Here is a 23808-nt window from a genome sequence, read left to right on the forward strand (position 1 = left end):
CGCCGCCGGACAGTCGCCGCCGGACACAGGGACGGTCTTGCTGCCCCATCCGGGGCGGCCGTCCGCGGCGTCCACCCCCGTGAATCCGCTGCGACAGAATGATTACCGACCGTAACTTGCCCATCGCTCACCACGTTGGCCCTTGCGATCCGGATCTCTGACGAACGGCTCACGAATCACTTCGGAGCCGTCTTCCCCGCAAGGAGCACCGTATGAAGCTGCGTTGGTCGAGACTGCTCACCGCCGTCCCGGCGGCCACTCTGGCCATCAGCCTCACGGCTTCGCCCTCCGCTGTCGCCCGCCCCTCGGCCACCGCACCCACCGGCAAACCGCTCGTCGTCCCCCTCCAGTCACCGGCCATCGCCCCCCTACGAGGCCCCTTGGGACTGCCGCTCCTGCGGCCCTCGGCCACAGTCATCGCCCGTCATGCCCCCTGGGCGGCCCCCGTCAGCAGCGGCTGGAACAACTTCTCCTGCAAGCCCTCCCCCCGTCATCCCCGCCCGGTCGTCCTGACCCACGGCACCCTCGGCAACGGCGTCGACAACTGGCTGGGCCTCGCGCCCTACTTGGTGGCCCGCGGCTACTGCGTCTTCTCCCTGACCTACGGGCAGTTGCCCATCCTCCCCCTTATCGGAGGGCTCGGCCCGATCGACGACTCGGCCAGGCAGCTGGCGGCCTACGTGAACCGGGTACTGGCCGCGACGGGTGCGGAGAAGGTCGATATCGTCGGCCACTCGCAGGGCGGCATGATGCCGCGGGTGTACATGAAGTTCCACGGCGGCCGCCACAAGGTCCATACGCTGGTCGGGCTGGCCCCCGACAACCACGGCACCGACCTGCACGGCCTGGTCAAGCTCGTGGAGATCGCCCCGGTCAAACAGTCCCTCCACACGCTCACGCCGGGACTGATCCAGCAAAGGGCCGGCTCCCCCCTGCTGCGCCGTCTCAATGCCGGGCGCGAGACCCTGCCCGGCATCCATTACACCGTCATCGCCACCAAGTACGACGAGGTCGTGACGCCTCTCGGCTCGGAGTTCCTCCACGGCCCCGGCGTCCACAACATCCTGCTCCAGGACCTGTGCCCCCTCGACATCTCCATGCATGGGAGCCTCGGCCTCCTCGACCGGATGGCCTTCCACGAGACGGCCAACGCCCTCGACCCGGCCCACGCCACCCCCACCACCTGCGCCTCCACCATCAGCTAGGCAAGCCCGTTCAGCCAGTTCGGTGTGGCCGCCCCGGGGCTGCTGGACAGCAGCGCCCACCCCAACTTCGCATACGGGCCTTCGGCCGGGCCGGGCGACAGAACCCTGACCACACCGAAGCCGGCGGCGTCGAAGTCTCGTTCCGGATCGTGCTGGGCCAGGGTCGCCTGGTCCCGGCGAGGCCGTGTTGCGCGGTCTGCCCGAGGTCGCCGGCGAGGTGCTGACGGAGATCGTGGACGAGGTCTTGCTGCCTGACGAGGTCTTCCTGCCTCTGGTACGCGGACGCGCCATCGACGTCTGAGAGTGGGGCGCCGCCCCAGTCACGCACTCTCGGATCAATGTGCGATCCCATCACCAACGAGGGACACGATTAGCCCAGGTCACGAGGCATGCATGCCTGGGAAACGTGGTAGCCGGGGGCGCGCGGAATTCGTGATGGAGATTCATCTGCATCGATCTGGGGTTTGCGCCCCCTCGACGCGAAAGCGCCCCCTTTCACGCCGTACCAGAAATGATCTCCTGCCTGTTTCGCTTGTCTCGCGGACGGCCTCCTGTGCGCCAATCGCCGTACCGCCCACCTCTGTTCACGTCCCGGGAGGGAATGTGTCCACACCGGACAGCGTCACCGGTTCCGTCGCCGAAGAGCCCGTGCCCCAAGCGCCCGCGGACAGCGCGGGCACCAGCCTCAGTACGCAGGCCGCACGGCAACTCGCCACCACCACCAAGACCGTGCCCCAGATGCAGGCCATCACCTCGCGGTGGCTGCTGAAGATGCTGCCGTGGGTGGACGTCAAGGGTGGCACCTACCGGGTCAACCGGCGGCTGCAGCTCAAAGTCGGCCGGGGACGCGTCCAGTTCGAGCAGAACGGCGCGGACGACATCCGGGTGATCCCGCAGACCCTCACCGAACTCCCCGTCCTGCGCGGCTACGACGACATCGAGGTCCTCAAGGAGATCGCCGGCCGCTTCCGGGTCCGGGAGGTCCGGGCCGGCCAGGTCCTCTTCGAAGCGGGGCAGCCCGTCACCGAGGCGTTCCTCGTCGTCCACGGCCGGTTCGCCCGTTACAAGCCAGGCAAGTACGGCGACGAGGAGGTCATCGGCGTCGTCACGGACGGCGACCAGATCGGGGACGAGGCCATCGGCCGGGCCGATCCGCGGTGGTTGAGTTCCGTCCGCGCCGAAACCGCGGGCGTGGTGATGGTCCTGCCCTGGGACGTGCTCCAGGAATTCACCGGCCGCGTGCCGGGCCTGGCCGCACACCTGTCGGCGTACGCGGAGCAGCAGCAGCGCCCCATGAACCGCAAGGGTGAGGCGGATGTGCCGGTACAGGCCGGGCACGTCGGCGAGCCGACGCTGTCCGGCGGCTTCGTCGACTACGAACTCGCCCCGCGCGAGTACGAACTCTCGCTGACCCAGACCGTGCTGCGGGTCCACAGCCGGGTCGCCGACCTCTTCAACGAACCCATGGACCAGACCCAGCAGCAACTCCGGCTCACCGTCGAGGAGATCCGCGAGCGCCAGGAGTGGGAGCTGGTCAACAACCGTGAGTTCGGGCTGCTGCACAACACCGACTACGGCCAGCGCATCAGCACCTACACCGGCCCGCCGACCCCCGACGACATGGACGAGCTGCTGTCCATGCGCCGCAAGACACGGCTGTTCCTGGCCCATCCCAAGGCCATCGCCGCCTTCTTCCGGCAGTGCAACAAACGCGGTCTGGTGCCGGGCACGGCCGACGTCGACGGGCACGAGGTTCCTGCCTGGCGCGGCGTTCCGATCTTCCCGTGCGGCAAGATCCCGATCGGTGACACGCACACCAGCAGCATCATCGCGCTGCGTACCGGAGAGGCCGACCAGGGCGTCGTCGGCCTGTACCAGACAGGCATCCCCGAGGAGTTCCAACCAGGGCTGAACGTCCGCTTCATGGGCATCGACCAGGCCGCCATCATCAAGTACCTCGTCACCGCCTACTACTCGCAGGCCATCCTCGTGCCCGACGCCGTCGGAATCCTGGAGAACGTCCAGCTCGGCCGGAGCGCCGACTGACCCCGGTGGAGTACCAACCATGAGCACGTCCCCCATGACCGACTCCGGATTCACGATGCCTGGGCCGCCGACCCTCGTCCGGGACCTGCGAGCCCGCCGCGGCGGAGCCGTCCCGGGCCTGAAGTACCGACCGGCCATCCCCGCCGACCCGGAAAAGGCCGCGGAGATCGACCGCAGGTTGGAAGCCTGGGCCCGTGACCTGGACCTCTTCCCTCCGCAGTGGACCGGGGACTTCGCGGAGTTCCAGTGCGGTCGGGCCGTCGTCCTGCAGCACCCCGGCGCGGCCGACCTCGAACGCCTCACCGTCGCCGGCAAGTTCCTGCTCGCCGAGAACGTCGTCGACAGTTGCTACTGCGAGGAGGACGAGGGCCGGGGCGCTTCGCGCAGCGAACTGGGCGGTCGTCTGATCCTGGCCCAGTCGGCTCTCGACCCGTTCCACGGCACCCCCGCACTGGAGGAGGAGTGGCACGCGGGCATGCAGGCCGACGGGCCGCTGCGCTCGTACTACTGGGCGATCAAGGACTACGCGGCCGTCGCGACGCCCAGCCAGGCGGACCGGTTCGTGCACGACATGGCCCGGCTGCATCTCGGCTATCTCGCCGAGGCGTCCTGGGCCGGGACGCGGCACACACCGCGTGTCTGGGAGTACCTGGTCATGCGCCAGTTCAACAACTTCCGCCCCTGCCTGTCGCTCGTGGACGCCGTGGACGGCTACGAACTACCCGAGGCGCTCTACGTCCGTCCCGAGGTCCAGCGGGTCACCGCCCTGGCGTGCAACGCCACAACCATCGTCAACGACCTGTATTCCTTCACCAAGGAACTGGCCAGTGACCCGAAGCACCTCAACCTGCCGCAAGTCGTGGCCGCCAACGACAAACGGGGTCTGAAGGCCGCCTACTTGAAGAGCGTCGAGATCCACAACCAGGTCTACGAGGCGTTCGAAGCGGAGTCGGCCCCACTGGCCGCCCTCTCCCCGCTCCTGGAGAAATACGTCCGGGGACTGACCGACTGGGTCTCCGGCAACCACGAGTGGCACGCCACCAACACCGACCGCTACCAGCTGCCCAACTACTGGTAGAGCAACAGCACGTACCGTCACAAGGAGTCACCGTTGACGATCACCCACGCCGACACCGCCACCCGCACGCCGGTGCCGACCCAGTCCACGTACCAGTCCCGGGTCGCGGACTACTGGAACGCCGAGGAGAACCCGGTCAATCTGGAACTCGGCAAGATCGACGACCTGTACCACCACCACTACGGCATCGGGGAGGCCGACTGCTCGGTTCTCGACGAGCCGGACGCCGACCGCCGTCGCGAGCGGGTCACCAGCGAGCTGCACCGGCTGGAGCACGCCCAGGCCGAACTCCTCGCGTCCCACCTCGGCGACCTCACCCCCGCCGACCGCGTCTTCGACGCCGGGTGCGGACGCGGCGGCGGCAGCGTGGTCGCGCATCTGCGCTACGGCTGCCACGCCGACGGGGTCACCATCTCCGCCAAGCAGGCCGACTTCGCCAACGAGCAGGCCCGCAACCGCGGAATCGACGACAAGGTCCGCTACCACCACTGCAACATGCTCGACACCGGCTTCACCACCGGCGCGTACGCGGCGTCCTGGAACAACGAGTCGACGATGTACGTCGAACTGGACCTGCTGTTCGCGGAGCACGCGCGACTGCTGCGGCGCGGCGGACGCTATGTGACGATCACCGGCTGCTACAACGACGCCTACGGGCGCGCCTCCCGCGAGGTGTCCCTGATCAACGCCCACTACATCTGCGACATCCATCCCCGGTCGGCGTACTTCAGCGCCATGGCCCGCAACCGGCTCGTCCCCGTGCATGTCGAGGAGCTGACCGAGGCCGCGCTTCCGTACTGGGAACTGCGCAGGCAGGCCGACCATCTGGTCACCGGCATCGAGGAAACGTTCCTGAACGCCTACCGCAACGGAAGCTTCCAGTACCTGCTGATCGCCGCTGACCGAGTGTGAGGGTCACGTAAGGGCCAGGGGCCGCGCCACTGACAGGCGCGGCCCCCGTAATGTCCATGTCCCTACTGCTCGTCGTCCCTACTGCGCGTCTGTTTCCTTGAGCTGGTACAACTCAGGCACCGACACCTTGATCGGCTCCTGCGTGGTCCGCGCGATGACGACTACCACGGGCTCGTCCGGGTCCGGATTCTCCTCGCGATGCGGAACGAACGGAGGGACGAGGAGGAAGTCGCCCGGGCCGGCGGAGATCCGCACCTCCTGGGTGCCGTCGTGGAAGACGAACACGGGGTGTCCACTGACCACGTAGATCCCCGCCTCGGAATCGCCATGGTGATGGTTGTCCGTTGCGCTCAACGGTGGGTTTTCGACCAGCCCCATCCACAGCTTCTTCGAGCCGACGGTGCCGCCGCTGAGAGCGGTGTAGCCGTCCAACTCGCCGGCTCGCACGTGGTGGACGCGGTTGTTCGGCGGCGCCATGTCGTCCGGACTCGTTGCGGACTCGACGCCTTCGCGGGTGGTCATGGTGTGGCCTCCTGGCTGTTGTCGACGGCCTTGGTCGAACACCAGGCTGCGACCGCCACGTACGCCGCGGCAACTATTGTTGCTGTTATGGCAATGCAGTCGGCTGTGCCGCTGTCGCTCACAGCGGCACGGTGTTGGCATGCCCCGGAGGGGAGTTGACTGCCTGGGCAGCGACGTCACTGGGTGGTGATGGTCACCCGGTCGATGCTGGGTTGCGGAGCGTGGGGGCTGGTGGCCAGGTCGCTGGGTATGGAGGTGGCCGGCACGAGGGAGACGGTGACGGGTCCTTCGGACCACATCCCCTGTTCCTGGAGCTGACGCACACGCTCGGTGATGTCGTAGCTGAACTCGTTGCCGTCTCCGTTGCCGTGGTGTTCGCCTTCGCTCGATCCGAAGAAGGAGACCCAGCCGACGAAGTAGGCGTCGTCAGGCCGGTCCTGGCCTTGCCCCTGACCCTGCGGCGGGTTGAGGTAGATGCGGTACGGGGTCCCCGGAGGGACGTTGGAGCGGATGCCCCGCACGGTGAGGATCAGCCCGGTCTCGGGCACGGCGCCGCTGGAGAGGAAGTCCTGTGTCTGGCTGGAGTCGTTGGCGGCCTCCAGCGGGACTTCGGTCGGGCCGGCGAGGCTGAGCGTATGGCCGGGGTTGGACGTGACCAGGATCCTCTCTTCGGCTTGCGCCAACTGGCGTGCGCACACCGCAGGTTGTTCTCCCGTTCCGCTGTCCAGCGACTCGTAGTTGTAGTCGCCTGCGTTGGCCAGGACTTCCTCGGTCGTGGGGGTCAGCAACGTCCCTGCCTCGTCGAAGAAGGTGTACGTCTTGGTCAGCCAGTCCTTGTCCTTCGGGTTCGAGTGGTCGACGCCTCTTCGCAGCCATGCCGGCCAGAAGCGGTCGATGTTGGCATGGTGCAGCCAGAAGATCGGGTCGCGGGCGGAGCCTGCCACTTCACCCATCCAGCCTGCGACACCGTCGTGGATCATCGCGTGCGGGGTCAGTTCGAGGACGCCGGGCCCCTTCCTCTCGTAGTGCGGCATGTCGCTGCCGGTGTGTCCACTGCCGAAGCTGGGCTGGGGCACCGGGCCTCCCAGCGGGAGGGAGAAGAGGTTCCGCAGCATGGCGCAGTACGGGCTGGCCTCGTCGTAGGGGACGACCTCGGGGGCCGAGTTCTTTCCCACTCCGCGGTGCGGATTCTTCCAGAAGTCCTCTTCGGGGACGGCCGTGTCGGGGAGGTAGAGCGGGTTGGGGACGGGTTGGCCGCTGCCGTCCGGGTTTTCGGGCATGGTCGGTTCGCGGAACGCTGCCGGAAGTGCGCGGGAGGTGAAGGCGGGGAGGATACCTCCGGGGTCCCTCGCGTAGTTCCAGTAGGGCAGGGCCCAGTCCGTGGGTGCGCTGTGTCCCTCGCGTGTGGCGATCTGCTGGATGGTGGCCCGGACGATCTTCTCAAAGTACCACAGGTAGCCTCGGTGCCAGGGCAGGAAGAACCATCCGCCGTGCGGGCACTGGTTCCAGCCCGGTCGGGTGTCCTTGGTGAGCCTGCTCTTCTCGACACCATGGATGCGTGCCTGGTAGACCCAGCTGGTGGGGTCCTCGTCGGGGTTCCGCTTCTGCATTTCGCCGACGGCCCGGGCGTACCAGTACAGCACCGGGTCCCAGGTATCCATGGCGGTCGCGTCACGTCGGGTGTACGTGGCCATGCTGCTTCTCCTTCGCCGGTTCCTCTTCGGAGTTGCATTGCTGGCGGGAATACGCGTCTTCCCCAACGATGGCCCGATCCGGTGACGGCTACCACCCGAGCGGATCAGCGCCACCCAAGGGACATTGCAGCTGCAATTGCAGCAGGCAGTCCCAGATCCCGCATGCCGACACCCAGCCTCGCCTGGCCCCACCACACCACCCCACGTCACCCGGATGGCGGACTGCGTCTGCTGGCGGGAGTCTGGGTCGTGGCGTACTGGAGTCCTGCCGCCGTGTGAGGTGGGAGCGGTGAATGCGGTGAACGCTCGGACCGTCGATGTGGCGCAACTGGCTGTCGCACCAATGGGTTTCACGCCCGGGGCGTATGCCGGACTGGTGCTGGTCGCTCTGGGCACCCTGGCCGGTGCCTGGTCGGTGCGACGTTGGCCGCATCGCGGAGAAGTGTTACTGCCTGCGGCCGGCGGCGTTCTCCTGGCCCTGGCGGTGTTCGATCTCCTGCCGCACGCGCTCAGTGATGCGCGGACATCGGGGTTGCCTGGGTGGACGGTGCCTGTCGGGGTAACCGCAGGCTATGTCGTCGTGCCCGCGTGTGGCGCACTGCTGTGCCGGATCGGTGGGCGCGGGCGGGGTCACGGCCTGGGGACGGCCGCCGCCCTCGTACTGCATCGGGCGGTCGAGGGGATGACGGTGGTCCTGCTGCCGTCAGTGGCGGTCATAGCGGCGCTGGTCGTCCATGCAGGAGGTGAAGGGCTGGCGCTGACAGCGCTGTTGGAGGCCAGAGGCCGGCGGCGGATCTCTCCATGGCTGGCCCTCGCATGCCTCGGTCCGCTTCTTGGCGGACTGGTCACTCAAGCCGTGCCCTTGCCCTACGGCGCGGATGCTCTGCTGATGGCCATGGTGGCAGGCGTGCTGCTGCGCGGCGCGACCGCGGCCGTTGCCCTCCTGCGCGAACGGTATCCGGCCGCACACGCGCGGAATGGACGCCTGGCACTGATGGCCATGGGCTCGGCGCTGACCGTCACCGTCGCGGCGGTGGTGATGTTGCGCTGAACTCCAACCTCGCCATGGAACCGGTCACGGCGTGGCAGGGCCTCGTACCCATCCATGGTCGACATTTTCCGTCAGCGGCGCCGTTCGAGATCGTTGCGGATTGCGGAGGGACGCCGCTCTCGGCAGGTCGCGGCTCGGGCGATGCGGGCGCCCCGGGTTTGCTCCACGGTGGAAGAGAGGCCGCCGCTCACCGTGCGTGGACCGCGTCGGTGCGGTCAGTGTATCGGTAACAAAATATTTCGGACACCGATACAATTGCCGTGTGGTACAGCCTCGAACCCTGGAGCAGGGGGAAGCGTGACCGGACGGACGATGCCTCGACCCCGCTCGGCGCTGAAGGTCCTGACGCGCGAGCGGGCTCGCCCGGATCGCATACGTACGCATCCGCTCGCCTGGTGGTTGGCGGTGGCGACGGTCTGCTTCGGTGCGTTCATGGGGCAGCTCGACGCCAGCATCGTGACGCTGACGTACGGCAGTCTGCAGCGCGAGTTCGGCACCTCGCTGGCGGCGGTGGAGTGGGTGTCGCTGGCGTATCTGCTGACGCTGGTCGCCCTGTTGGTGCCCATGGGCCGACTGTCCGACGCGCACGGGCGCAAGCTGATGTACCTCTACGGGTTCGTGGTCTTCACCGTGGCCTCGGCGGCCTGCGGCCTGGCACCCGCGCTGGGCGCGCTGGTGGGCTTCCGGATCCTGCAGGCGGTGGGGGCGGCGTTGATGCAGGCCAACAGCGTGGCTCTGGTGACCACCAGTGCACCGCCGGACCGGATGCGGACGGCACTGGGCGTACAGGCGGCGGCCCAGGCGCTCGGCCTGGCGCTGGGGCCGACGGTGGGTGGCGCCCTGGTCGCGACGCTGGGCTGGCGCTGGGTCTTCGGCGTCAACGTGCCCATCGGGCTGCTGGCCCTGGTCGCCGGGCAGTACCTGCTGCCCCGGACGCGCGCCCACCATCCCTCGTCGGGCTTCGACTGGACCGGGCTGGGCTGGTTGGCCCTGGCGACGACATCCGGGTTGCTGGCGGTCTCGGCCGCGTCCGGGCTCCCGGTGCCTGGGTGGGGCATCGCCGTGCTGTTCGTCGTGGCCGGTGCCGCGGGGTGGGCATTCGTCGCCCGGCAACGGCGAGCCGCAGCCCCGCTTCTGGACCTGGCGCTGCTGCGCGGACGGGCCGTGTCGACCGGACTGGCCGGTGCACTGTGCGGCTATCTGGTGCTGTTCGGCCCGCTGGTGCTGGTGCCGATCACGCTGACGGCGGGCGGCACCTCGGAGCTGGTCGCCGGCCTGGTGCTGACGGCGTTGCCCGGCGGTTTCGCCCTGGGTGCGACCGCCGCCGATCGTCTGCTGCCGAGGAGCATGTCCGAACGGGCGCGTTGTCTGCTCGGCGCGCTGGTGTGTGTGGGCGCGCTGGCCGCCATGGTCGTACTCCCGATGACGGACCGGATCCTGCCCCTGGCCCTTGCCTTGCTGGGGCTGGGCCTGGGCACCTTCACCCCGGCCAACAACGCACTGATCATGGGGTCGATTCCGGCCGGCTCCTCGGGCACCGGCGGTGGCCTGGTGAACATGGCGCGGGGCCTGGGCACCGCGCTGGGGGTCGCCCTGGTCACCCTCGCCCTGCACCTCGCTCCGCCCGGCGGTACGGGCGTGAACGGCGCACGCCGGGCCGTGCTGATTCTGCTGGCCGCTGCGGTGATCACCGTGGCAGCCGCCTGGCTGGGACCGCGGAAGCCGCTGGAGGCTGAGCCGGAGGCGCGGCGCCGCGGCCGGTCGTCGCGTGCACTGTGAAGGGCAGGGGCCCGCCCCGTCAACTACCGCTGTCGCATGCCCTGTTCGTGTCCCGCGACTCCGCCGGCTGCACCGTCCACGCCGTCGTGGGACGAGCGACCGCGCCTGGCGACGAAGAGGTAGATCAACGCGGCGAGGATCAGGGCCGCCGAGACCCAGTCATTGAGCCGGATTCCCAGGAAGTGGTTGGCGTGGTCGATGCGGAGGGCTTCGATCCAGACGCGGCCCGTCGCGTACGCCAGGACGTAGCAGGCGAACAAGCGGCCACGGCCAAGGCGGTAGCGCCGGTCGAGCCACAGCAGCAGGGCCATGACGCCGATGTCCCACAGGGATTCGTAGAGGAAGGTGGGGTGGTAGAAGGCGATGCCAGGGGTGTCTGCGGGCCGGTGGGCGGGGTCGATCAGCAGCTTCCACGGCAGGTTGGTGGGGCCGCCGTAGAGCTCCTGGTTGAAGTAGTTGCCCCAGCGGCCGATGCCCTGGGCGAGTACCAGGCCGGGGGCGACCGCGTCGGCGAAGTCGGCCAGTTTGATGCCGCGCCGACGACAGCCGAGCCAGGCACCGAACGCTCCGAGGGCGACCGCGCCGGGGATGCCGAGCCCGCCGTTCCAGACGTACAGCGCCTCGATGGGGTGCTTGCCCGGTGCGAAGTACAGCTCGGGATCGGTGATCACGTGGTAGAGCCGGCCGCCCAGCAGACCGAACGGCACCGCCCACATCGCGATGTCGGCGATCTCCTGCGGGTCCCGGCCGCGTGCCGCCCACCGGCGTTGTGACAGCCACACCGCCACGAATATGCCGAGGATGATGCAGAGCGCATACGCGCGGATGGGCACGGGGCCCAGGTGCCAGACCCCCTGCGAAGGGCTCGGCAGGTACGCCAGGTTCATGCGGTCGACCGTTCTCACGCGGTGGGCCCGGTCGTCTGCCGGGAGGTACGGGCCCGAGATTACATCGGACACCGAAATTACTCCCGAGCTCCCGCGGAAGTGGCGTGGGTAGAGTGCCGTTCATGCCCTCGCAGTCCCGTTCTCGCCTCCCGGCCTCCCAGCCGGGGGACACCACCGACTCCCGTCGGCTCACCGAGGCCGTCACACGCCTGCGCCGGGCGCTGCGTGCCTCGATCCGCACCGACTATCCATGGGAGACGCTGCCCATGGCCCAGGTCGAGCTGCTCCAGGTCCTCGCCGAGCACTCACCCGCCCGGATCGGGGATCTGGCGTCCCGGCAGCGGCTGGCCGCCAGTACGGTCAGCGGCCTCATCGGGCAGATGATCAACGCCGGGCTGGTCGCCCGCGCCGTCGATCCCGCGGACCGCCGGGCCTCCGTCGTCACCCTCACCGACGCAGGCCGCGAGCAGCTCGATGCCTGGACCCACGCCCATGAGAACCGGCTGGAGGCCGCCCTCGGGTCGTTGGACGAGGCCGACCGTGCCGCCGTCCGGGCCGCGCTGCCCGCCCTCTTCCGGGTCGCGGACTTCCTGGAGGACGCCGAGGGCTGACAGGAGGGCCGACCGGAAGACCGACGGGAGGACTGGCGGGGCGACATGGGAGGGCGCGCTTCACCGGAACCGGATTCCCCGCATCGACTGCCTCGGCCGCATCACGCAGGAGTATGTTCGCCCCATGATTGAGCATCGCATGATCGACGTGAACGGCATCCGGCTGCACATCGCGGAGGAAGGCGAGGGGCCGCTCGTCGTGCTGCTGCACGGCTTCCCCGAGTCCTGGCACTCCTGGCGCCACCAGTTCGGCCCGCTCGCCGCCGCCGGGTTCCGGGTGGTCGCCCCCGACCAGCGCGGATACGGCCGCAGTGACCACCCGCAGGACGTGGACGCGTACACCATCCTCCATCTCGTCGGGGACGTCATCGGGCTGATCCACGCCCTGGGCGAGCAGCAGGCGTTCGTCGTCGGGCATGACTGGGGCGCACCGGTGGCCTGGCACACCGCGTTGCTGCGGCCGGACGTGGTGCGCGGGGTGGCGGGCCTGAGTGTGCCGCCGCCGTTCCGCGGGGAGCGGCCGCCACTGGTGGCCATGGAGGAACGGTTCGGCGGGCGGTTCTACTGGAACTACTTCAACCGGCCCGGCGTCGCCGACGCCGAGTTCGCCGAGGACACCCGCACCGCCCTGCGCAAGATGTTCTACTCCGCGTCCGGCGACGCCGCCGGCGCCGGCCGGCCCGACCAGGCTCTGGTGGCCGACCCGGCGCGCGGCTGGCTGGCGGAGATGACCGATCCCGAGGTGTTGCCGGACTGGCTTACCGAGAAGGACCTGGACGAGCTGACCGAGAACTACGCCGAGGGCTTCACCGGCGCCCTGAACTGGTACCGCAACCTCGACCGCAACTGGGAGCTGACCGCGGCCTGGCACGGCGCGGTCGTCCGTACGCCCGCGCTGTACCTGTACGGCGACCGTGACCTGGTCCCGGCCTTCCCGGGTACGCCGGAACTCATCGCAAAACTCCCGGAGTTGATGCCCAACCTGCGCCGTGCGCCGATCGTGCTGCCGGGCTGCGGCCACTGGACCCAGCAGGAGCGTCCCGAGGAGGTCAACGCCGCGCTGATCGAGTTCCTGACGGAACTGCGGGGCTGAGGCCGCGCCGCCGCGAAACGGGTCCGCTGCCCGGCCCCTCGTGTCAAGATGGCCGAGTCAGACTTCAACTTCTGTTCAGGCGGAGGGAATTGATGTCCGGTTCGGGTTCGGGTGGTGAAAGGTGGTCGGTGGCGGCCGAAGGGGTCGAGGCAGAGGCTCGGCTCCAGTCACTGCAGGAGTGGCTGATATCGGACGACCGGCTGCGCGGGCGGGTGGAATGGCTGCGGAGGCCCCCGCAGCCGGGTCACATGGGCGCGGCACTGGACACCCTCACCGTCGTCCTGGGCACCGGCGGTGTCGCCGCGCTCATCACCCCGCTCTGCACCTGGCTGACCAGCCGCCGTCCCGATGTTTCGCTGACCGTCGAACTCCCGAACGGCCGTAAGATCAGCGTCGACGTCAAACGGGCCCACGACGAGCGCGCCGTGATCCGCGAGATTGCGGACCTGCTCACTCCGCCGGACGGGCCCGAGAAGTGAACGAACGATGGTCTCCGCAGGGCCGGGCCAGTCGGGCCGTGCTGATCGGCACGGGCAGGTTCACGGACGACGGGCTGCACCACATCCCCGCCGTCGAGACGAACATCCGCTCGCTGCGGGCGGCGCTGACGCATCCGGCGCACGGCCTGCTGGCTCCTGAGCACTGCCGGCTGGTATCCGATCCCGCCGACCAGAAGACGGTGGGGGCGGCGCTGAGTTGGGCGGCCCAGGAGGCCGACGACCTGCTGCTGGTGTACTACGCCGGGCACGGTGTGTTGGACAGGAACGGGCTGTTACACCTCGCGCTCGTCCACACCGATCCCGCGAACGCCGGATTCACCGCCGTCCCGATCGACCTGGTCAAGCGGATCGTGGGCGAGGCCCGGGCGACGTCGCGGGTCCTGCTGGTGGACTGTTGTTTCTCGGGCCGGGCGGGGTCCGCGATGGCCGAGCCGACCCACCTCGCCGTGGGTCAACTCGACTGGTCGGGCACGTACACCCTCACCTCCACCACGAGGAACGAACCGGCGCACGCGCCCGAAGGGGCCAGGCACACGGCGTTCACCGGCGCGCTGCTCCAGGCACTGGCCGCGGCGCCTCCCCTGACCCTCGACGAGGTGTACGTCGCGGTGCACCGTGAGCTGACCGGCCGGGCGCTGCCCCCGCCGCAGCGCTGGTCCGCGGGCGCGGCCGGGTCGCTGGTCCTGATGCGGACGCCGGCCGGGGCGTACGGTCCGCCACCGCCCCACCCGTCACCGTTCCCCAGCGCCACGCCGCCGCCCGCTCCGCCCCCGGTCGCGCGCAGACGCGGCCGGCTCCGGGTGGTGGTGGCCGCGGCCGGCGGCGCACTGGTCACGGCGCTGGTTTCGACCCTGTTGGTGTGGGCGATGCACGCCGGCGGCGAATCCGCAGACAGCGCCCTCGGCAACGGCGGCACGTCCCACTCCGCCACGCCGCAACCCACTCCCCACGGCAGTCCCCCGCCGGCGTCCGCAGCCTCCCCCACTCCGCACCCGGACCCCGGCACCACGGCAACGAAGAAGGGCGGTTATCACGACAAAACCCTTACGCTGCAGTCGAGTTGCAAGGCGAACACGGTCCAGCTGCTCGACCTGGACAAGCCCGCCACCACCACCATCGCGGCGGATGCCCTGGCCTACACCGGGGACGTCGACCTCGCCTACTCGGGCTGTTACGGGTACTTCGCGCACAACTCCGACAACCCGCGGGTGAAAGTCGGCCTGGCCTCACCCGATACGCATACGGCCGGTGGCTGCCGGGCCGCAGCCGGGCGCTCGCCTCTCCCCGAGCCCATCGATGCCAGAAGGATCACTCCTGGACTTGTCTGGTGTGTGATCACCACCGGGAACCGGGTGGCGAAGGTGACCTTCACCAAGGTGGGACCGCTGCACGACGGCGGTGGAGAGAGCAGCTCACCGAGCCCGGACCTCGAACTGACCGCCACGTTGTGGGACGAACCGTAGGGACGGCGCGCGGCTGCGACGTTCGGCCCGAGCCGTTCACGTCATGGCGCGGGCGGGGATCGGGGTGTCCGGGGTGGCCGGAGTGGTGAGCAGCCTGGTGTGGATTTTCGGGCCCCAGGCGGTGACGGTGACGGCGAGCGCGGCGGCGATCACCAACTGGGCGTCGGCGACGTAGGGGTCGAGCAGGAGTTGGGCCAGCAGGGCGGCGCCAACCAGCGCCAGTTTGGCGCACATCAGGCGAGGTGCGGACAGCGTGGGGCGGGTCGACGGCGGCGCGCCCCGTTCTCGTGCCCGGTGGGCGGCGCGGACCTGGAGGGGGATGGTCAGCAGGACGCACAGCACGCGGACCGCGAGGGCCCGGAAGTGGTGGTCGCTGTGGGGGTCCAGCAGGTGCCCGAGGACCGCGTTGACGGTCAGGGCCGTCGTGACGATCAGGATCCGGGCGGCGATCAGTCGGGTGAGCGCGCGGGCGGGGTGCCTGGCGGTGTGGAACGCGGCGGTGAGGCGGCGGTTGGCGGGCAGCAGGACCGGCGGGAGGATCAGCAGAAGGACGACGGTGCGCAGTCCGTGGGCCCAGGCGGGCTCGTTGGTCTCGCCCAGCCACATCAGGGCGAGGACGATGCCGGCCACGGCGTAGATCTTGCGGACGTTCCCGGTGGGGTTGCGCTTCGGTACGTGCGGAGTCATGACGGCTGCTTCCGGCAGATGGGAGGGGCGAGCAACCTCGCGTGCGGCCAGCCCTCATGCGACCGGCCCTCAGGTGTGACCGGAGGGGAGTCGGGCGAGGCGCTCCGGTGACGTGTCAGCTGTGGTCCGTACTGCCTGGCGGGGTGGCGCCGGAGCGGATGCCGGCGAACAGCCAGACAAGTGCCTGGCCGAAGAGCTCTTCGGGCACGCTGTCGGGATCGACGCGCCGCAGGCGCACCAGCCCCTGGAACAGCGCGGCCACCACCGTGGCCACGGATTCGGCGGGGACGTCGCCCGGGGTGCCCTGCTCGGTGAGCCAGGTGTCGATCAGTCCCTCCAGTGCCTGGCGTGGTTCGCGGAGCGCGGCGGCCATGGTGTCGAGGACGTGCGGATTGCGTACCGCGTAGAGCCAGAACTCGGCCTGGAGCGGGGCGAAGTCGGTGTCCTTGTCGGCGACGTGGACCAGGAGACGCCCCAGCTCGGCGGCGGCCTCTCCGGTGCCGGCCTCGTGCCGGTCGAGGGTCTGGGCGGCTTCGGCGACCCGTCCCAGTCCGCGTTCCGCCATCAGTTCCAGGAAGAGCGCCTCCTTGCCGCCGAAGTTGGAATACAGGGCACCGATGGAGAAGCCGGCGGACTCGGCGATCTCCTCCACCGAAGCCCCGGCGAACCCCTTGCGCGCGAAGACCCGGGCCGCGGCGTCCAGCAGGAGCCGGCGGGTGCGGGCCTTGGCCTCGGCGCGGGTCAGGCGCTGGCGTACGGGTTCGTTCTGCTCGGCACTCATATTGAAGAAGCTATTCGCATAGTGACTGCTATGTCAATGTCTGGATAGCGTGTACAGTCTGGATAGCGGTCGCTATTTGAATGATGGTTGCGATCGGAAGTGCGGGGCCGCATCCGGTCCGCCGTCGATCGCCGCGAGCGCCGCCACACCCCACTGACCTGGGAGGAGAACGCAGAGATGCTCCCCGGATCCACTGATTTCCCCGACACGGGCGCAGTCGCCGACGCCACCGATCCCGCCGCTTCACCGCCGGATGGGCTCCGACTGGTCGTGGACCTGAACCGCTGCCAGAGCTACGGGCAGTGCGTCTACGCCGCGCCGACCGTCTTCCGGTTCCACGGCGAGGAGGCCCTGGAGTACGACTACGCCCCCGCCCCCGGCGCCCGCCGGGAGGTCGAGCGGGCCGCTGCGGCCTGCCCCGTACAGGCCATCACCCTGGGCAGAGCCACCGAGCCCGCTCCCCGGGCGCCGGAGGGTGTGCGATGACCGCCCCCGAGCGCATCGTCGTGGTCGGCGCGTCCCTGGCCGGACTGCGTGCCGCCGAGGCACTGCGGGACGAGGGATTCACCGGCGAGCTCACCCTCGTCGGCGACGAGCCGTACGCGCCCTACGACCGTCCGCCGCTGTCCAAGGCGGTGCTGTCCGGCCGGCTGTCCACCGGTCGGATCGAGCTGCCCCGGGTGCGCGACATCGGCGCCCGATGGCTGCTCGGCACCCGCGCGGCCGGACTGGACCCGCGGGCCCGCCGGGTGGCGCTGGCCGACGGACGGCAGGTGGCGTACGACCGGCTGCTGATCGCCACCGGCACCCGGTCCCGCCCCTGGCCCGAGGAGCGGGGCGGTGCCCTGCACGGTGTGCATCTGCTGCGGTCCCGTGACGACGCGGACCGGCTGCGGGCGGCGCTGGCCGCCGGGCCGGGCCGGGTGCTGGTCATCGGCGCCGGCTTCACCGGCGGCGAGGTCGCCTCGGTCTGCTGCGACCTGGGCCTCGACGTGACGGTGACCCAGCGCAGTGGCGCCCCGCTGGCGAGCGCGCTGGGCGGGGTGATCGGCGGCGCCGCGGCCCGCTGGTACCGCGACGCGGGCGTGGACCTGCGGCTCGGCACCACCGTCAGCGCCCTGGAGGGCGACGCCGACGGACGACTGCGGCGCGCAGTCCTCTCCGACGGCACGACCGTGACCACCGATGTGGCCGTCGTCGCCGCGGGTGCCCTGGCCAACACCGAGTGGCTGGCCGGCTCCGGACTGGCCGCCGACGACCGCGGCGTGACCTGTGACGCGTCCTGCCGGGCCCTGGCCCAGGGCGGGACACCGCTGCCGGACGTCTTCGTCGCCGGCGACGTCGCCCGCTGGCCGCACCCGCTCTACCCGGGGCAGTTGCTGCGCCTGGACCACTGGGACAACGCCGTCGCCCAGGCACGTACCGCCGCCCACAACATGACCCGCCCATCGCAGGCCCACCGAGGCCACCGGCCGCTGCCGGCGTTCTGGTCCAACCAGTTCGGGAGGAACCTCAAGTGCGTCGGCCTGCCCGCCCTCGCGGACCAGGTCGTGGTCACCCAAGGCGCCCTCGATCAGCGGCAGTTCGTCGCCGCCTACGGGTCCCGCGGACGCCTGGTCGCCGTCGTGGCGGTGGACTCGCCCCGCGTCCTCGACGGATACGCGGCCCTCATCGAGGCCGGGGCACCCTTCCCGCCGGTGCTCAACGCCACCGACGGCCCCGACCGGCTCGAACCCCTCGATGCCGCGTTTCCCCAGTCAGGCCCCGTCGCGACCGCCCTGCCCACCTGCCGGGCACCGGGGCGCCCGCCCGCGCCGTCCACTCCGTCCACGCCGTCCGCCCTGGCCGCACACGAGTGAGGGAGCCCACCATGACCTCGGCCGTCCCACAGCACTCCGCCTCGGAGCTGTTCGCCCACGCCCTCCGGTACGAGAACCGTGCCAACCCCTATCCCCTGTACGAGCAGTTGCTCCAGCAGCCGGTCGTACGGCTCGCCGACGGGTCCTGGCTGGCGACCGGCCACCGTGAGATCAGTCTGCTGCTCCGCGACCCCCGCATCAGCGCCGACCGCCTCAATCCGCAACAGCAGCCGATCCGCAAGAGCCTGCTGATAGCGGACCCGCCCCGTCACGACAAGCTGCGCCAGGCGGTGACCCGGCAGTTCGTCCCGCGCATCATGGGCATGCGCGACCACATCGACGCCCTCGTCACCGGTCTGCTGGACGCGCACACCAGCGAAGGGCCCGGGCAGCTGGACGTGGTCGGCGACCTCGCCTACCCGCTGCCGGTCACCATCATCTGCGAACTGCTCGGCGTACCGCGCGAGGACGAGCGCCTCTTCGGCGGCCTGGCCCGCCGGCTGACCCGCGGCCTGGACCCGGTCGAGACCCAGACCGAGGAGGAGCTCCGCGAACTCCAGCAAACGCGCGTCGAGTTGGCGGAGTACCTGGAGGGACTGATCGCGCGGCACGATGCCGACGGCGGCGGCGATCTGCTGGCCGGCCTGATGAACGGCCAGAGCCCGGACGGGCCCATGGACGCCATCGACCTCCGCGTCACACTGGGCCTGCTGCTCATCGCCGGCCATGAGACGACCGTCAACCTCATCGCCAACGGGACCCTCGCCCTGCTGCGCGACCCCGGCCTCCTCGCCCGGCTGCGCGCCGACCCCGATCTGGTCACACCGCTGGTGGAGGAGGTGTTGCGGTACGACCCGCCGGTGCAGATGTCCGGCCGCAGCACCCTGGCAGACATCGACATCGCCGGGACGACCATCCCCAAGGGGGCGCGCATCCGTCTGCTGCTGGCCGCAGGCAACCGCGATCCGCGGTGTTTCACCGATCCCGAACGGTTCCTGCCCGACCGCGCCGACAATGCCCACCTCGGCTTCGGCGGCGGCATCCACTACTGCATCGGGGCCGCCCTCGCCCGCGCCGAGGCACAGATCGCACTGACCGCGCTCGCCCGCCGCCTGGACTCCCCCCACCTGGTCGCCAATCCGCCGCCGTACCGGGAGAACGCCATCCTGCGCGGCCCGGAACGGCTCCCGGTCGCCTTCGCACGACTGCTGCCGGATCCACGGGAGCGGTGACGGCGCACCGCACGCGGTGGAGAGAGGCCAGCGCCCCTGCACCCGTGGTGGGTGCGGGGGGTGGCACTGGTGCCACCCCGGATTCGGCAGTTGGTTTCATTGAGCGCCGGGCGCGGGCCAACCAGTATCAAGGGCACCGCTATTCCTCAAGGGGGAACCGATGTCCATATCCGGGAAGTCCACGCGCTGGGCGGCCGTCGCCGCATCCGTGCTCCTCACGGCAGGAGCCGTTCCCGTCGCCGGGGCGAGCAGTGCCACGGCCGCAGCCGCGCCCCGGCCAGGCACCGTGCGCACGCCGGCGCGCTACCTGAACCAGCATCTCGACTGGCAGCCCTGTGCCTCCGGTGCGCTGGAGTGCGCGGCCATGTCCGTGCCGCGGGACTGGCACCATCCGGCACAGGGCCCCAGCCTGACCGTGGCGGTCTCCCGGCACCGGGCGACCGACCCCGCCAGGCGGCGCGGGGTGCTGATGATGGCCGCCGGCGGCCCCGGCGCCTCCGGTCTCAAGCGGCCCGCGGGCCTGGCCGCCTACGCTCCCGGCCTCGCCGCCGCCTACGACATCGTCAGCTTCGACCAGCGCGGCGTCGGCAACAGCACCAAGGTCACCTGCGCCGACCAGTCGACCATCGACGCCTACTTCACCGGCGACAAACGCGACCGCTCCGCCGACGCCATCCGCAGGACCTTCGCCCAGGCACGCGCCTTCGTCCGCGACTGCCGGCGCCGCTCGAACGACCTGCTGCCCTACATCACCACCGAGCAGGCCGTCCACGACATGGACCTGTACCGCTCCCTCCTCGGAGCGGACACCATCTCCTACTACGGCCCGTCCTACGCCACCGTCCTCGGCGCCTCCTACGCGACCGAGTTCCCCCGTCGCGTGACACGCATGGTCCTCGACAGCAACATCGACTTCACCCGCACCTGGCAGTCCTTCATGGAATCCCAACCGTTCAGCTTCCAACGCCGATTCGACCAGGACTTCCTCCCGTGGCTGGCGAAGAACGACGGCGTCTACCACCAAGGCCGCACGCCCTCCCAGGCCAGGGCATCCTTCGAGGCTCTGCGCGCCAGGCTGCACGCACACCCGCTCGTCCTCGACGGGACCACCATCACCCCCGACCACCTGGACGCCCTCACCGGCAGCGCCATCTACCGGGCCGACCCGGGCTTCGAGAACCTCGCCGCCGCCCTGACCGTGCTGGAACACCCCGATACCGCACCACCCGCGGCCAGGCAGTCCCTCGCCAAGGCACTGGCACACCCCATGGACGCCGGCTTCGTGGCGGACTTCTTCTCCGTCACCTGCAACGACACTCCCTGGAACGGCAGCGCCGCCTACTGGATCGCCCAGAGCGACCGGGTAACGCGCGACTACCCGCTGGTGGGCGCCCGCTCGTTGACCTACACCGCGGTCTGCGCCGCCTGGCCGCGCTCCACCGCACCGCGCCGCCACATCACCGGGCGCAACCTGCCGCCCATTCTCATGCTGAACTCCACCCACGACCCGGCCACTTACTACGAGGGCGCGCTGCGCGACCACCGGGCGCTGCCGACCTCGCGCCTGGTGACGGTCGCCGGCGGCGGCGACCACGGGCAGTTCCAGAACCACAACGCCTGCGTCGACAACCTGGTCGAGGGCTACCTCGTCAACGGAACCATGCCGCGCACCGACACCACGTGCGCCGCCAACCCGCTCCCGGTGCCCAGGCCGGCCGGCGGAGCGTGACCGGGCCCGACGCGCCCGCCGCCCGCTCACGAGGTGATCGTCAGGACCTCGTCCACCGGTCGGCGCGGGGTGCGCGGTCCGTCGGGGCCGTAGCCGAGGCGGAGAATCATCTGGACATGGCCTCGGCCGGAGAGCGGGTCGCGCAGCAGCCAGCGCAGGTCGGGCCATTCCAGGGGCTGAGTGGCGAAGGAACTGGCGAGCCCCTGCCGGGTGGCCAGGAGCAGCACGCGTTCCAGTGCCTGGCCGGCACGGAGCCAGTCAGCTGGTCCGTCGTGGGTGGTGCTGAGGGTGGCCAGTTGCGGCCGTTTCTCGAAGTCGGCGTAGGCGCGGCCGGGGACGGGGCGCCGCCCGGCGAAGTCCCGCACGGGGGCGGTGCCGGAGCGTTTCGCGGGGCCGAAGGCGTGGTCCGGAATCCCGTCGACCGGCGATTCGGTGCGGGTGTCCCGGGTCCAGCCGCGCTGTTCGGCTTCGCGGCCGTCGTCCATGCGGTCGTAGCCCTCGGCGTGCAGGATGAGGTCGAGCACCGCCTCGCGGTGGGGAGTGGTCAGGAACGCCAGGCGGGCGCCTTCCCTGGCCGCGGCCTCGACCAGGGCGGCACGGAGGCTGTCCGGAATGCGCCGCTCGGTGAAGGGGTGGCGGCTGGTGTGCCGGACGGCGATGGCGGAGTGGAGGGCGGAGAGGGCCACGTCCAACGGCTCGTGCGGTACGTCGAGCCGTACCGAGGCCAGGAGCGTGGGGGTGTGGGGCTCCGGAAGCAGGGTGGTGACCGTGCGGTGGCCGGTGTGGGCGGCGGCGGCACGGAGGTTGAGCAGGGCCGCGCCGCAACCGAGGTGGAGTCCCCGTGTGGTGGGGTCGGCCAGCGGCATCGCGCGATCCAGGTCGGCGGAGAGCAGTATGGTGCGCGACGCCCGGGAGTAGTCGAAGTGCCACGGTTGGGCGTTGTGCATCGAGGGCGCGGTGGTGGCGTCGGCGACAAGGGACTTGACGGCGGTGTCGTCGAGGGTGGGGTGGGTGAGCACCGGGGCCTCCCGGGCGGATCGGACCGCGCGCCCGGTCGGCGCGCGAACGGTGAAATCAGCAGTTCATGGTGGTGCGGGCCGGGGATTCGCGCCCGCGCCGCCCAGGTCGACCAGCCGGTGCCGGGTGGCCAGCAGCCGACGGGCGACGACGTCGAGAACCTGACCGGTGACGGCCAGCCCCAGGACCGGGTCCGCCTGGCACAGCGCGCGTACCGCGGTGGCGTCGAACTCGTGGGCCCGCACGAGGGTGAACGCCGACGCGCCCATCCGCCAGCGGTACGGCGGCACCAGCCAGGACCACCCCAGCAGATCCCCCGGGCCGAGCACGTCGACGACCGCCGGGCGCCGGCCCGGCAGGCGGACGTCGAGGTCCACCGAACCGGTGCGGATGATCCAGAAGTGGTCGGCGGCCCCGCCCTCCTCGAAGATGCGGGTGTCCTGCGCGAAGGTCACCTCGTGGGCGAAGGCCAGCAGGCGTTCCCGGCCGTTGAGGGGGAGCCGCTGGAGCAGGGGCGTACTGGCCATGGCGGTCCTCCTCGTCACCTTCAGTGGAGCGCGCCCGAGGCGGTGCGGACGAGTCCCGGTCGGTCCCTTTCCCATGGGCCGGACGGCCCTTCATCCGGGCGACTCGCCCCATAACCCGCCGGGCCTTCCCTGTGACACGTTCGGCACAGGGATTCGGCACAAGGACCGGTCGGCCAAGGGATGCTGAGGAGTTGAGGTCGGTGCAGGCACACATCGGTGACCAGCTCGTCGTCCCATGCCCGGCGGCCCTGGGCGGCTCGGTCCTGGTCGGGCTGGACGGCACCGGCAACAGCGTGCCGGCGGTGCGCTGGGGTGCCGAGGAGGCAGCGGTCCGCGGCCTTCCGCTCCACCTCCTGCATTCCTGGGTCTCCCAGCCGTGGCCGGCCTCCTGCGTACCGGCGGAGGCGGAACGGCGCGGATACGGAGCCGAGGCGCTCGGCCGGGCCGAAGCCATGGTCAGGGACCGTCACCCCGGGATCGCGGTGACGGCGGAGCAGGTGGACGAGGAAGCCGCCGACGCCCTGGCGGAACGCAGCGGTACGGCGACCGTCCTGGTGCTCGGATCACGCGGCCATGAGCGGGTCTCGGGTTTCCTGTTGGGCTCGGTGAGCCTGCGGGTCCTGGGGCGTGCCGAGTGCCCGGTGGTCACCGTCCGCGAGGAGGAGTCGTCCGTCGGTCCCGGTCCCGAGGTCGTCGTCGGTGTCCAGGAGACGGGCGCCGAAGGGGACGCCGTGCTCGACTACGCGTTCACGACGGCCTCGGCACACCGCGCGGACCTGCGCGCCGTACGCGCCCGGGCGCCCCGCACCGACGCCGCCCACGCACTCGACACGAGCGAAGGTGCGGCGGACGAGGGGGAGCTGCTCTCCGCGAGCGTCGCGCCGTGGCGGGAGAAGTTTCCCGATGTCGAGGTGATCGAGCAGCTGGTGGACGGCAGGGCCGTTCCCGTGCTGCTGGCAGCCTGTTCCCGGGCCGGGCTGCTGGTCATCGGGCGCCGTGTCCGGCGTGCGCCGATGCCCCTCGGGCCGTCCGTGCTCGCCGTGCTGCACCATTCGCGCTGTCCGGTCGCGGTCGTGCCGCGGATTGCGTGATCTCCTCCGGCCGGGGCTCGTACGGCATCGCCGGACCGCCCCGG

22 protein-coding genes are annotated in these 23808 nt (G+C 70.5%); 15 read left to right on the top strand and 7 right to left on the bottom strand.

Features of this window, described 5'->3' with window-relative positions; all coding sequences use genetic code 11:
* Positions 1-212 precede the first annotated feature (212 nt).
* From ACRAS8_RS00840 to ACRAS8_RS00855, 4 genes are all read left to right on the top strand, one after another.
* Entirely contained in the window at positions 213-1205 is a 993-nt protein-coding gene (locus ACRAS8_RS00840; RefSeq protein WP_438483781.1) for an esterase/lipase family protein, read from the top strand.
* 603 nt (positions 1206-1808) lie between these two features.
* Positions 1809-3251 (top strand): family 2B encapsulin nanocompartment shell protein, encoded by a 1443-nt coding sequence (locus ACRAS8_RS00845; RefSeq protein ID WP_438483782.1) that lies wholly within the window; start codon positions 1809-1811, stop codon positions 3249-3251.
* A gap of 19 nt (positions 3252-3270) precedes the next feature.
* Complete coding sequence (locus ACRAS8_RS00850) at positions 3271-4329, top strand: family 2 encapsulin nanocompartment cargo protein terpene cyclase (RefSeq protein ID WP_438483783.1); 1059 nt, start codon at positions 3271-3273, stop codon at positions 4327-4329.
* Positions 4330-4362: 33 nt separating this feature from the next.
* Positions 4363-5241, top strand: coding sequence for a geranyl diphosphate 2-C-methyltransferase (locus tag ACRAS8_RS00855; protein WP_438483784.1), 879 nt, complete (start codon positions 4363-4365; stop codon positions 5239-5241).
* A gap of 78 nt (positions 5242-5319) precedes the next feature.
* Here the strand turns inward: ACRAS8_RS00855 and ACRAS8_RS00860 are convergent, their stop codons facing one another.
* Both ACRAS8_RS00860 and ACRAS8_RS00865 read right to left on the bottom strand, forming a co-directional pair.
* On the bottom strand, positions 5320-5763 hold the full coding sequence (locus ACRAS8_RS00860; RefSeq protein ID WP_438483785.1) for a cupin domain-containing protein: 444 nt from the start codon (positions 5761-5763) through the stop codon (positions 5320-5322).
* 176 nt (positions 5764-5939) lie between these two features.
* Positions 5940-7457: a tyrosinase family protein gene (locus ACRAS8_RS00865; protein WP_438483786.1), complete on the bottom strand. Its 1518-nt coding sequence runs from the start codon at positions 7455-7457 to the stop codon at positions 5940-5942.
* A 289-nt stretch (positions 7458-7746) separates the two neighbouring features.
* Between ACRAS8_RS00865 and ACRAS8_RS00870 the strand changes: the two genes are divergently transcribed.
* Both ACRAS8_RS00870 and ACRAS8_RS00875 read left to right on the top strand, forming a co-directional pair.
* A complete protein-coding gene (locus ACRAS8_RS00870; protein ID WP_438483787.1) occupies positions 7747-8508 on the top strand; it encodes a hypothetical protein in 762 nt (253 codons plus the stop codon).
* Positions 8509-8820: 312 nt separating this feature from the next.
* The gene (locus ACRAS8_RS00875) at positions 8821-10287 is read left to right on the top strand and encodes an MFS transporter (protein WP_438483788.1); all 1467 of its coding nucleotides are present in this window, start codon (positions 8821-8823) and stop codon (positions 10285-10287) included.
* A 23-nt stretch (positions 10288-10310) separates the two neighbouring features.
* Here ACRAS8_RS00875 and lgt read toward each other — a convergent pair whose 3' ends face one another.
* Positions 10311-11174, bottom strand: a complete 864-nt coding sequence (gene lgt, locus ACRAS8_RS00880; RefSeq protein ID WP_438483789.1) for a prolipoprotein diacylglyceryl transferase — start codon at positions 11172-11174, stop codon at positions 10311-10313.
* Positions 11175-11296: 122 nt separating this feature from the next.
* Here lgt and ACRAS8_RS00885 point away from each other — a divergent pair, with 122 nt between their 5' ends.
* The 4 genes from ACRAS8_RS00885 to ACRAS8_RS00900 all read left to right on the top strand — a co-directional run bounded on the left by ACRAS8_RS00885 (position 11297) and on the right by ACRAS8_RS00900 (position 14841).
* Positions 11297-11785, top strand: coding sequence for a MarR family winged helix-turn-helix transcriptional regulator (locus ACRAS8_RS00885; protein ID WP_438483790.1), 489 nt, complete (start codon positions 11297-11299; stop codon positions 11783-11785).
* Positions 11786-11909: 124 nt separating this feature from the next.
* Positions 11910-12878, top strand: a complete 969-nt coding sequence (locus tag ACRAS8_RS00890; RefSeq protein ID WP_438483791.1) for an alpha/beta fold hydrolase — start codon at positions 11910-11912, stop codon at positions 12876-12878.
* A gap of 128 nt (positions 12879-13006) precedes the next feature.
* Complete coding sequence (locus ACRAS8_RS00895; protein ID WP_438483792.1) at positions 13007-13357, top strand: effector-associated constant component EACC1; 351 nt, start codon at positions 13007-13009, stop codon at positions 13355-13357.
* Positions 13358-13395: 38 nt separating this feature from the next.
* Complete coding sequence (locus ACRAS8_RS00900) at positions 13396-14841, top strand: caspase family protein (RefSeq protein WP_438483793.1); 1446 nt, start codon at positions 13396-13398, stop codon at positions 14839-14841.
* Positions 14842-14877: 36 nt separating this feature from the next.
* On the opposite strand, the gene ACRAS8_RS00905 is transcribed toward ACRAS8_RS00900, so the two are convergent.
* Entirely contained in the window at positions 14878-15528 is a 651-nt protein-coding gene (locus ACRAS8_RS00905; RefSeq protein ID WP_438483794.1) for a hypothetical protein, read from the bottom strand.
* 115 nt (positions 15529-15643) lie between these two features.
* Positions 15644-16309, bottom strand: a complete 666-nt coding sequence (locus tag ACRAS8_RS00910; RefSeq protein WP_438483795.1) for a TetR/AcrR family transcriptional regulator — start codon at positions 16307-16309, stop codon at positions 15644-15646.
* Positions 16310-16486: 177 nt separating this feature from the next.
* Between ACRAS8_RS00910 and ACRAS8_RS00915 the strand changes: the two genes are divergently transcribed.
* From ACRAS8_RS00915 to ACRAS8_RS00930, 4 genes are all read left to right on the top strand, one after another.
* Positions 16487-16795, top strand: coding sequence for a ferredoxin (locus ACRAS8_RS00915; protein ID WP_438483796.1), 309 nt, complete (start codon positions 16487-16489; stop codon positions 16793-16795).
* The gene (locus tag ACRAS8_RS00920) at positions 16792-18168 is read left to right on the top strand and encodes an NAD(P)/FAD-dependent oxidoreductase (RefSeq protein ID WP_438483797.1); all 1377 of its coding nucleotides are present in this window, start codon (positions 16792-16794) and stop codon (positions 18166-18168) included. The genes ACRAS8_RS00915 and ACRAS8_RS00920 overlap by 4 nt, the downstream gene beginning before the upstream one ends.
* A gap of 11 nt (positions 18169-18179) precedes the next feature.
* On the top strand, positions 18180-19400 hold the full coding sequence (locus ACRAS8_RS00925) for a cytochrome P450 (protein ID WP_438483798.1): 1221 nt from the start codon (positions 18180-18182) through the stop codon (positions 19398-19400).
* A 160-nt stretch (positions 19401-19560) separates the two neighbouring features.
* Positions 19561-21129, top strand: a complete 1569-nt coding sequence (locus tag ACRAS8_RS00930) for an alpha/beta hydrolase (protein ID WP_438483799.1) — start codon at positions 19561-19563, stop codon at positions 21127-21129.
* Between the two features lie 26 nt (positions 21130-21155).
* Here the strand turns inward: ACRAS8_RS00930 and ACRAS8_RS00935 are convergent, their stop codons facing one another.
* Positions 21156-22148: an Acg family FMN-binding oxidoreductase gene (locus ACRAS8_RS00935; protein WP_438483800.1), complete on the bottom strand. Its 993-nt coding sequence runs from the start codon at positions 22146-22148 to the stop codon at positions 21156-21158.
* Positions 22149-22211: 63 nt separating this feature from the next.
* Positions 22212-22673: a cyclic nucleotide-binding domain-containing protein gene (locus tag ACRAS8_RS00940; protein WP_438483801.1), complete on the bottom strand. Its 462-nt coding sequence runs from the start codon at positions 22671-22673 to the stop codon at positions 22212-22214.
* 200 nt (positions 22674-22873) lie between these two features.
* On the opposite strand from ACRAS8_RS00940, the gene ACRAS8_RS00945 reads away from it, so the two are divergent.
* The gene (locus ACRAS8_RS00945; RefSeq protein WP_438483802.1) at positions 22874-23764 is read left to right on the top strand and encodes a universal stress protein; all 891 of its coding nucleotides are present in this window, start codon (positions 22874-22876) and stop codon (positions 23762-23764) included.
* Positions 23765-23808 lie beyond the last annotated feature (44 nt).

It is taken from the genome of Streptomyces sp. S186 (genome assembly GCF_051603415.1).
GTDB lineage: Bacteria > Actinomycetota > Actinomycetes > Streptomycetales > Streptomycetaceae > Streptomyces.

What these genes read in the sequence shown, in the direction of transcription:
- ACRAS8_RS00885 (WP_438483790.1), top strand. Translation starts at nt 11,297, where the DNA reads ATGCCCTCGCAGTCCCGTTCTCGCCTCCCGGCCTCCCAGCCGGGGGAC.
- ACRAS8_RS00920 (WP_438483797.1), top strand. Translation starts at nt 16,792, where the DNA reads ATGACCGCCCCCGAGCGCATCGTCGTGGTCGGCGCGTCCCTGGCCGGA.
- ACRAS8_RS00910 (WP_438483795.1), bottom strand. Translation starts at nt 16,309, where the DNA reads ATGAGTGCCGAGCAGAACGAACCCGTACGCCAGCGCCTGACCCGCGCC.
- lgt (WP_438483789.1), bottom strand. Translation starts at nt 11,174, where the DNA reads ATGAACCTGGCGTACCTGCCGAGCCCTTCGCAGGGGGTCTGGCACCTG.
- ACRAS8_RS00860 (WP_438483785.1), bottom strand. Translation starts at nt 5,763, where the DNA reads ATGACCACCCGCGAAGGCGTCGAGTCCGCAACGAGTCCGGACGACATG.
- ACRAS8_RS00875 (WP_438483788.1), top strand. Translation starts at nt 8,821, where the DNA reads ATGCCTCGACCCCGCTCGGCGCTGAAGGTCCTGACGCGCGAGCGGGCT.
- ACRAS8_RS00940 (WP_438483801.1), bottom strand. Translation starts at nt 22,673, where the DNA reads ATGGCCAGTACGCCCCTGCTCCAGCGGCTCCCCCTCAACGGCCGGGAA.
- ACRAS8_RS00890 (WP_438483791.1), top strand. Translation starts at nt 11,910, where the DNA reads ATGATTGAGCATCGCATGATCGACGTGAACGGCATCCGGCTGCACATC.
- ACRAS8_RS00915 (WP_438483796.1), top strand. Translation starts at nt 16,487, where the DNA reads ATGCTCCCCGGATCCACTGATTTCCCCGACACGGGCGCAGTCGCCGAC.
- ACRAS8_RS00840 (WP_438483781.1), top strand. Translation starts at nt 213, where the DNA reads ATGAAGCTGCGTTGGTCGAGACTGCTCACCGCCGTCCCGGCGGCCACT.
- ACRAS8_RS00850 (WP_438483783.1), top strand. Translation starts at nt 3,271, where the DNA reads ATGAGCACGTCCCCCATGACCGACTCCGGATTCACGATGCCTGGGCCG.
- ACRAS8_RS00905 (WP_438483794.1), bottom strand. Translation starts at nt 15,528, where the DNA reads ATGACTCCGCACGTACCGAAGCGCAACCCCACCGGGAACGTCCGCAAG.
- ACRAS8_RS00925 (WP_438483798.1), top strand. Translation starts at nt 18,180, where the DNA reads ATGACCTCGGCCGTCCCACAGCACTCCGCCTCGGAGCTGTTCGCCCAC.
- ACRAS8_RS00930 (WP_438483799.1), top strand. Translation starts at nt 19,561, where the DNA reads ATGTCCATATCCGGGAAGTCCACGCGCTGGGCGGCCGTCGCCGCATCC.
- ACRAS8_RS00865 (WP_438483786.1), bottom strand. Translation starts at nt 7,457, where the DNA reads ATGGCCACGTACACCCGACGTGACGCGACCGCCATGGATACCTGGGAC.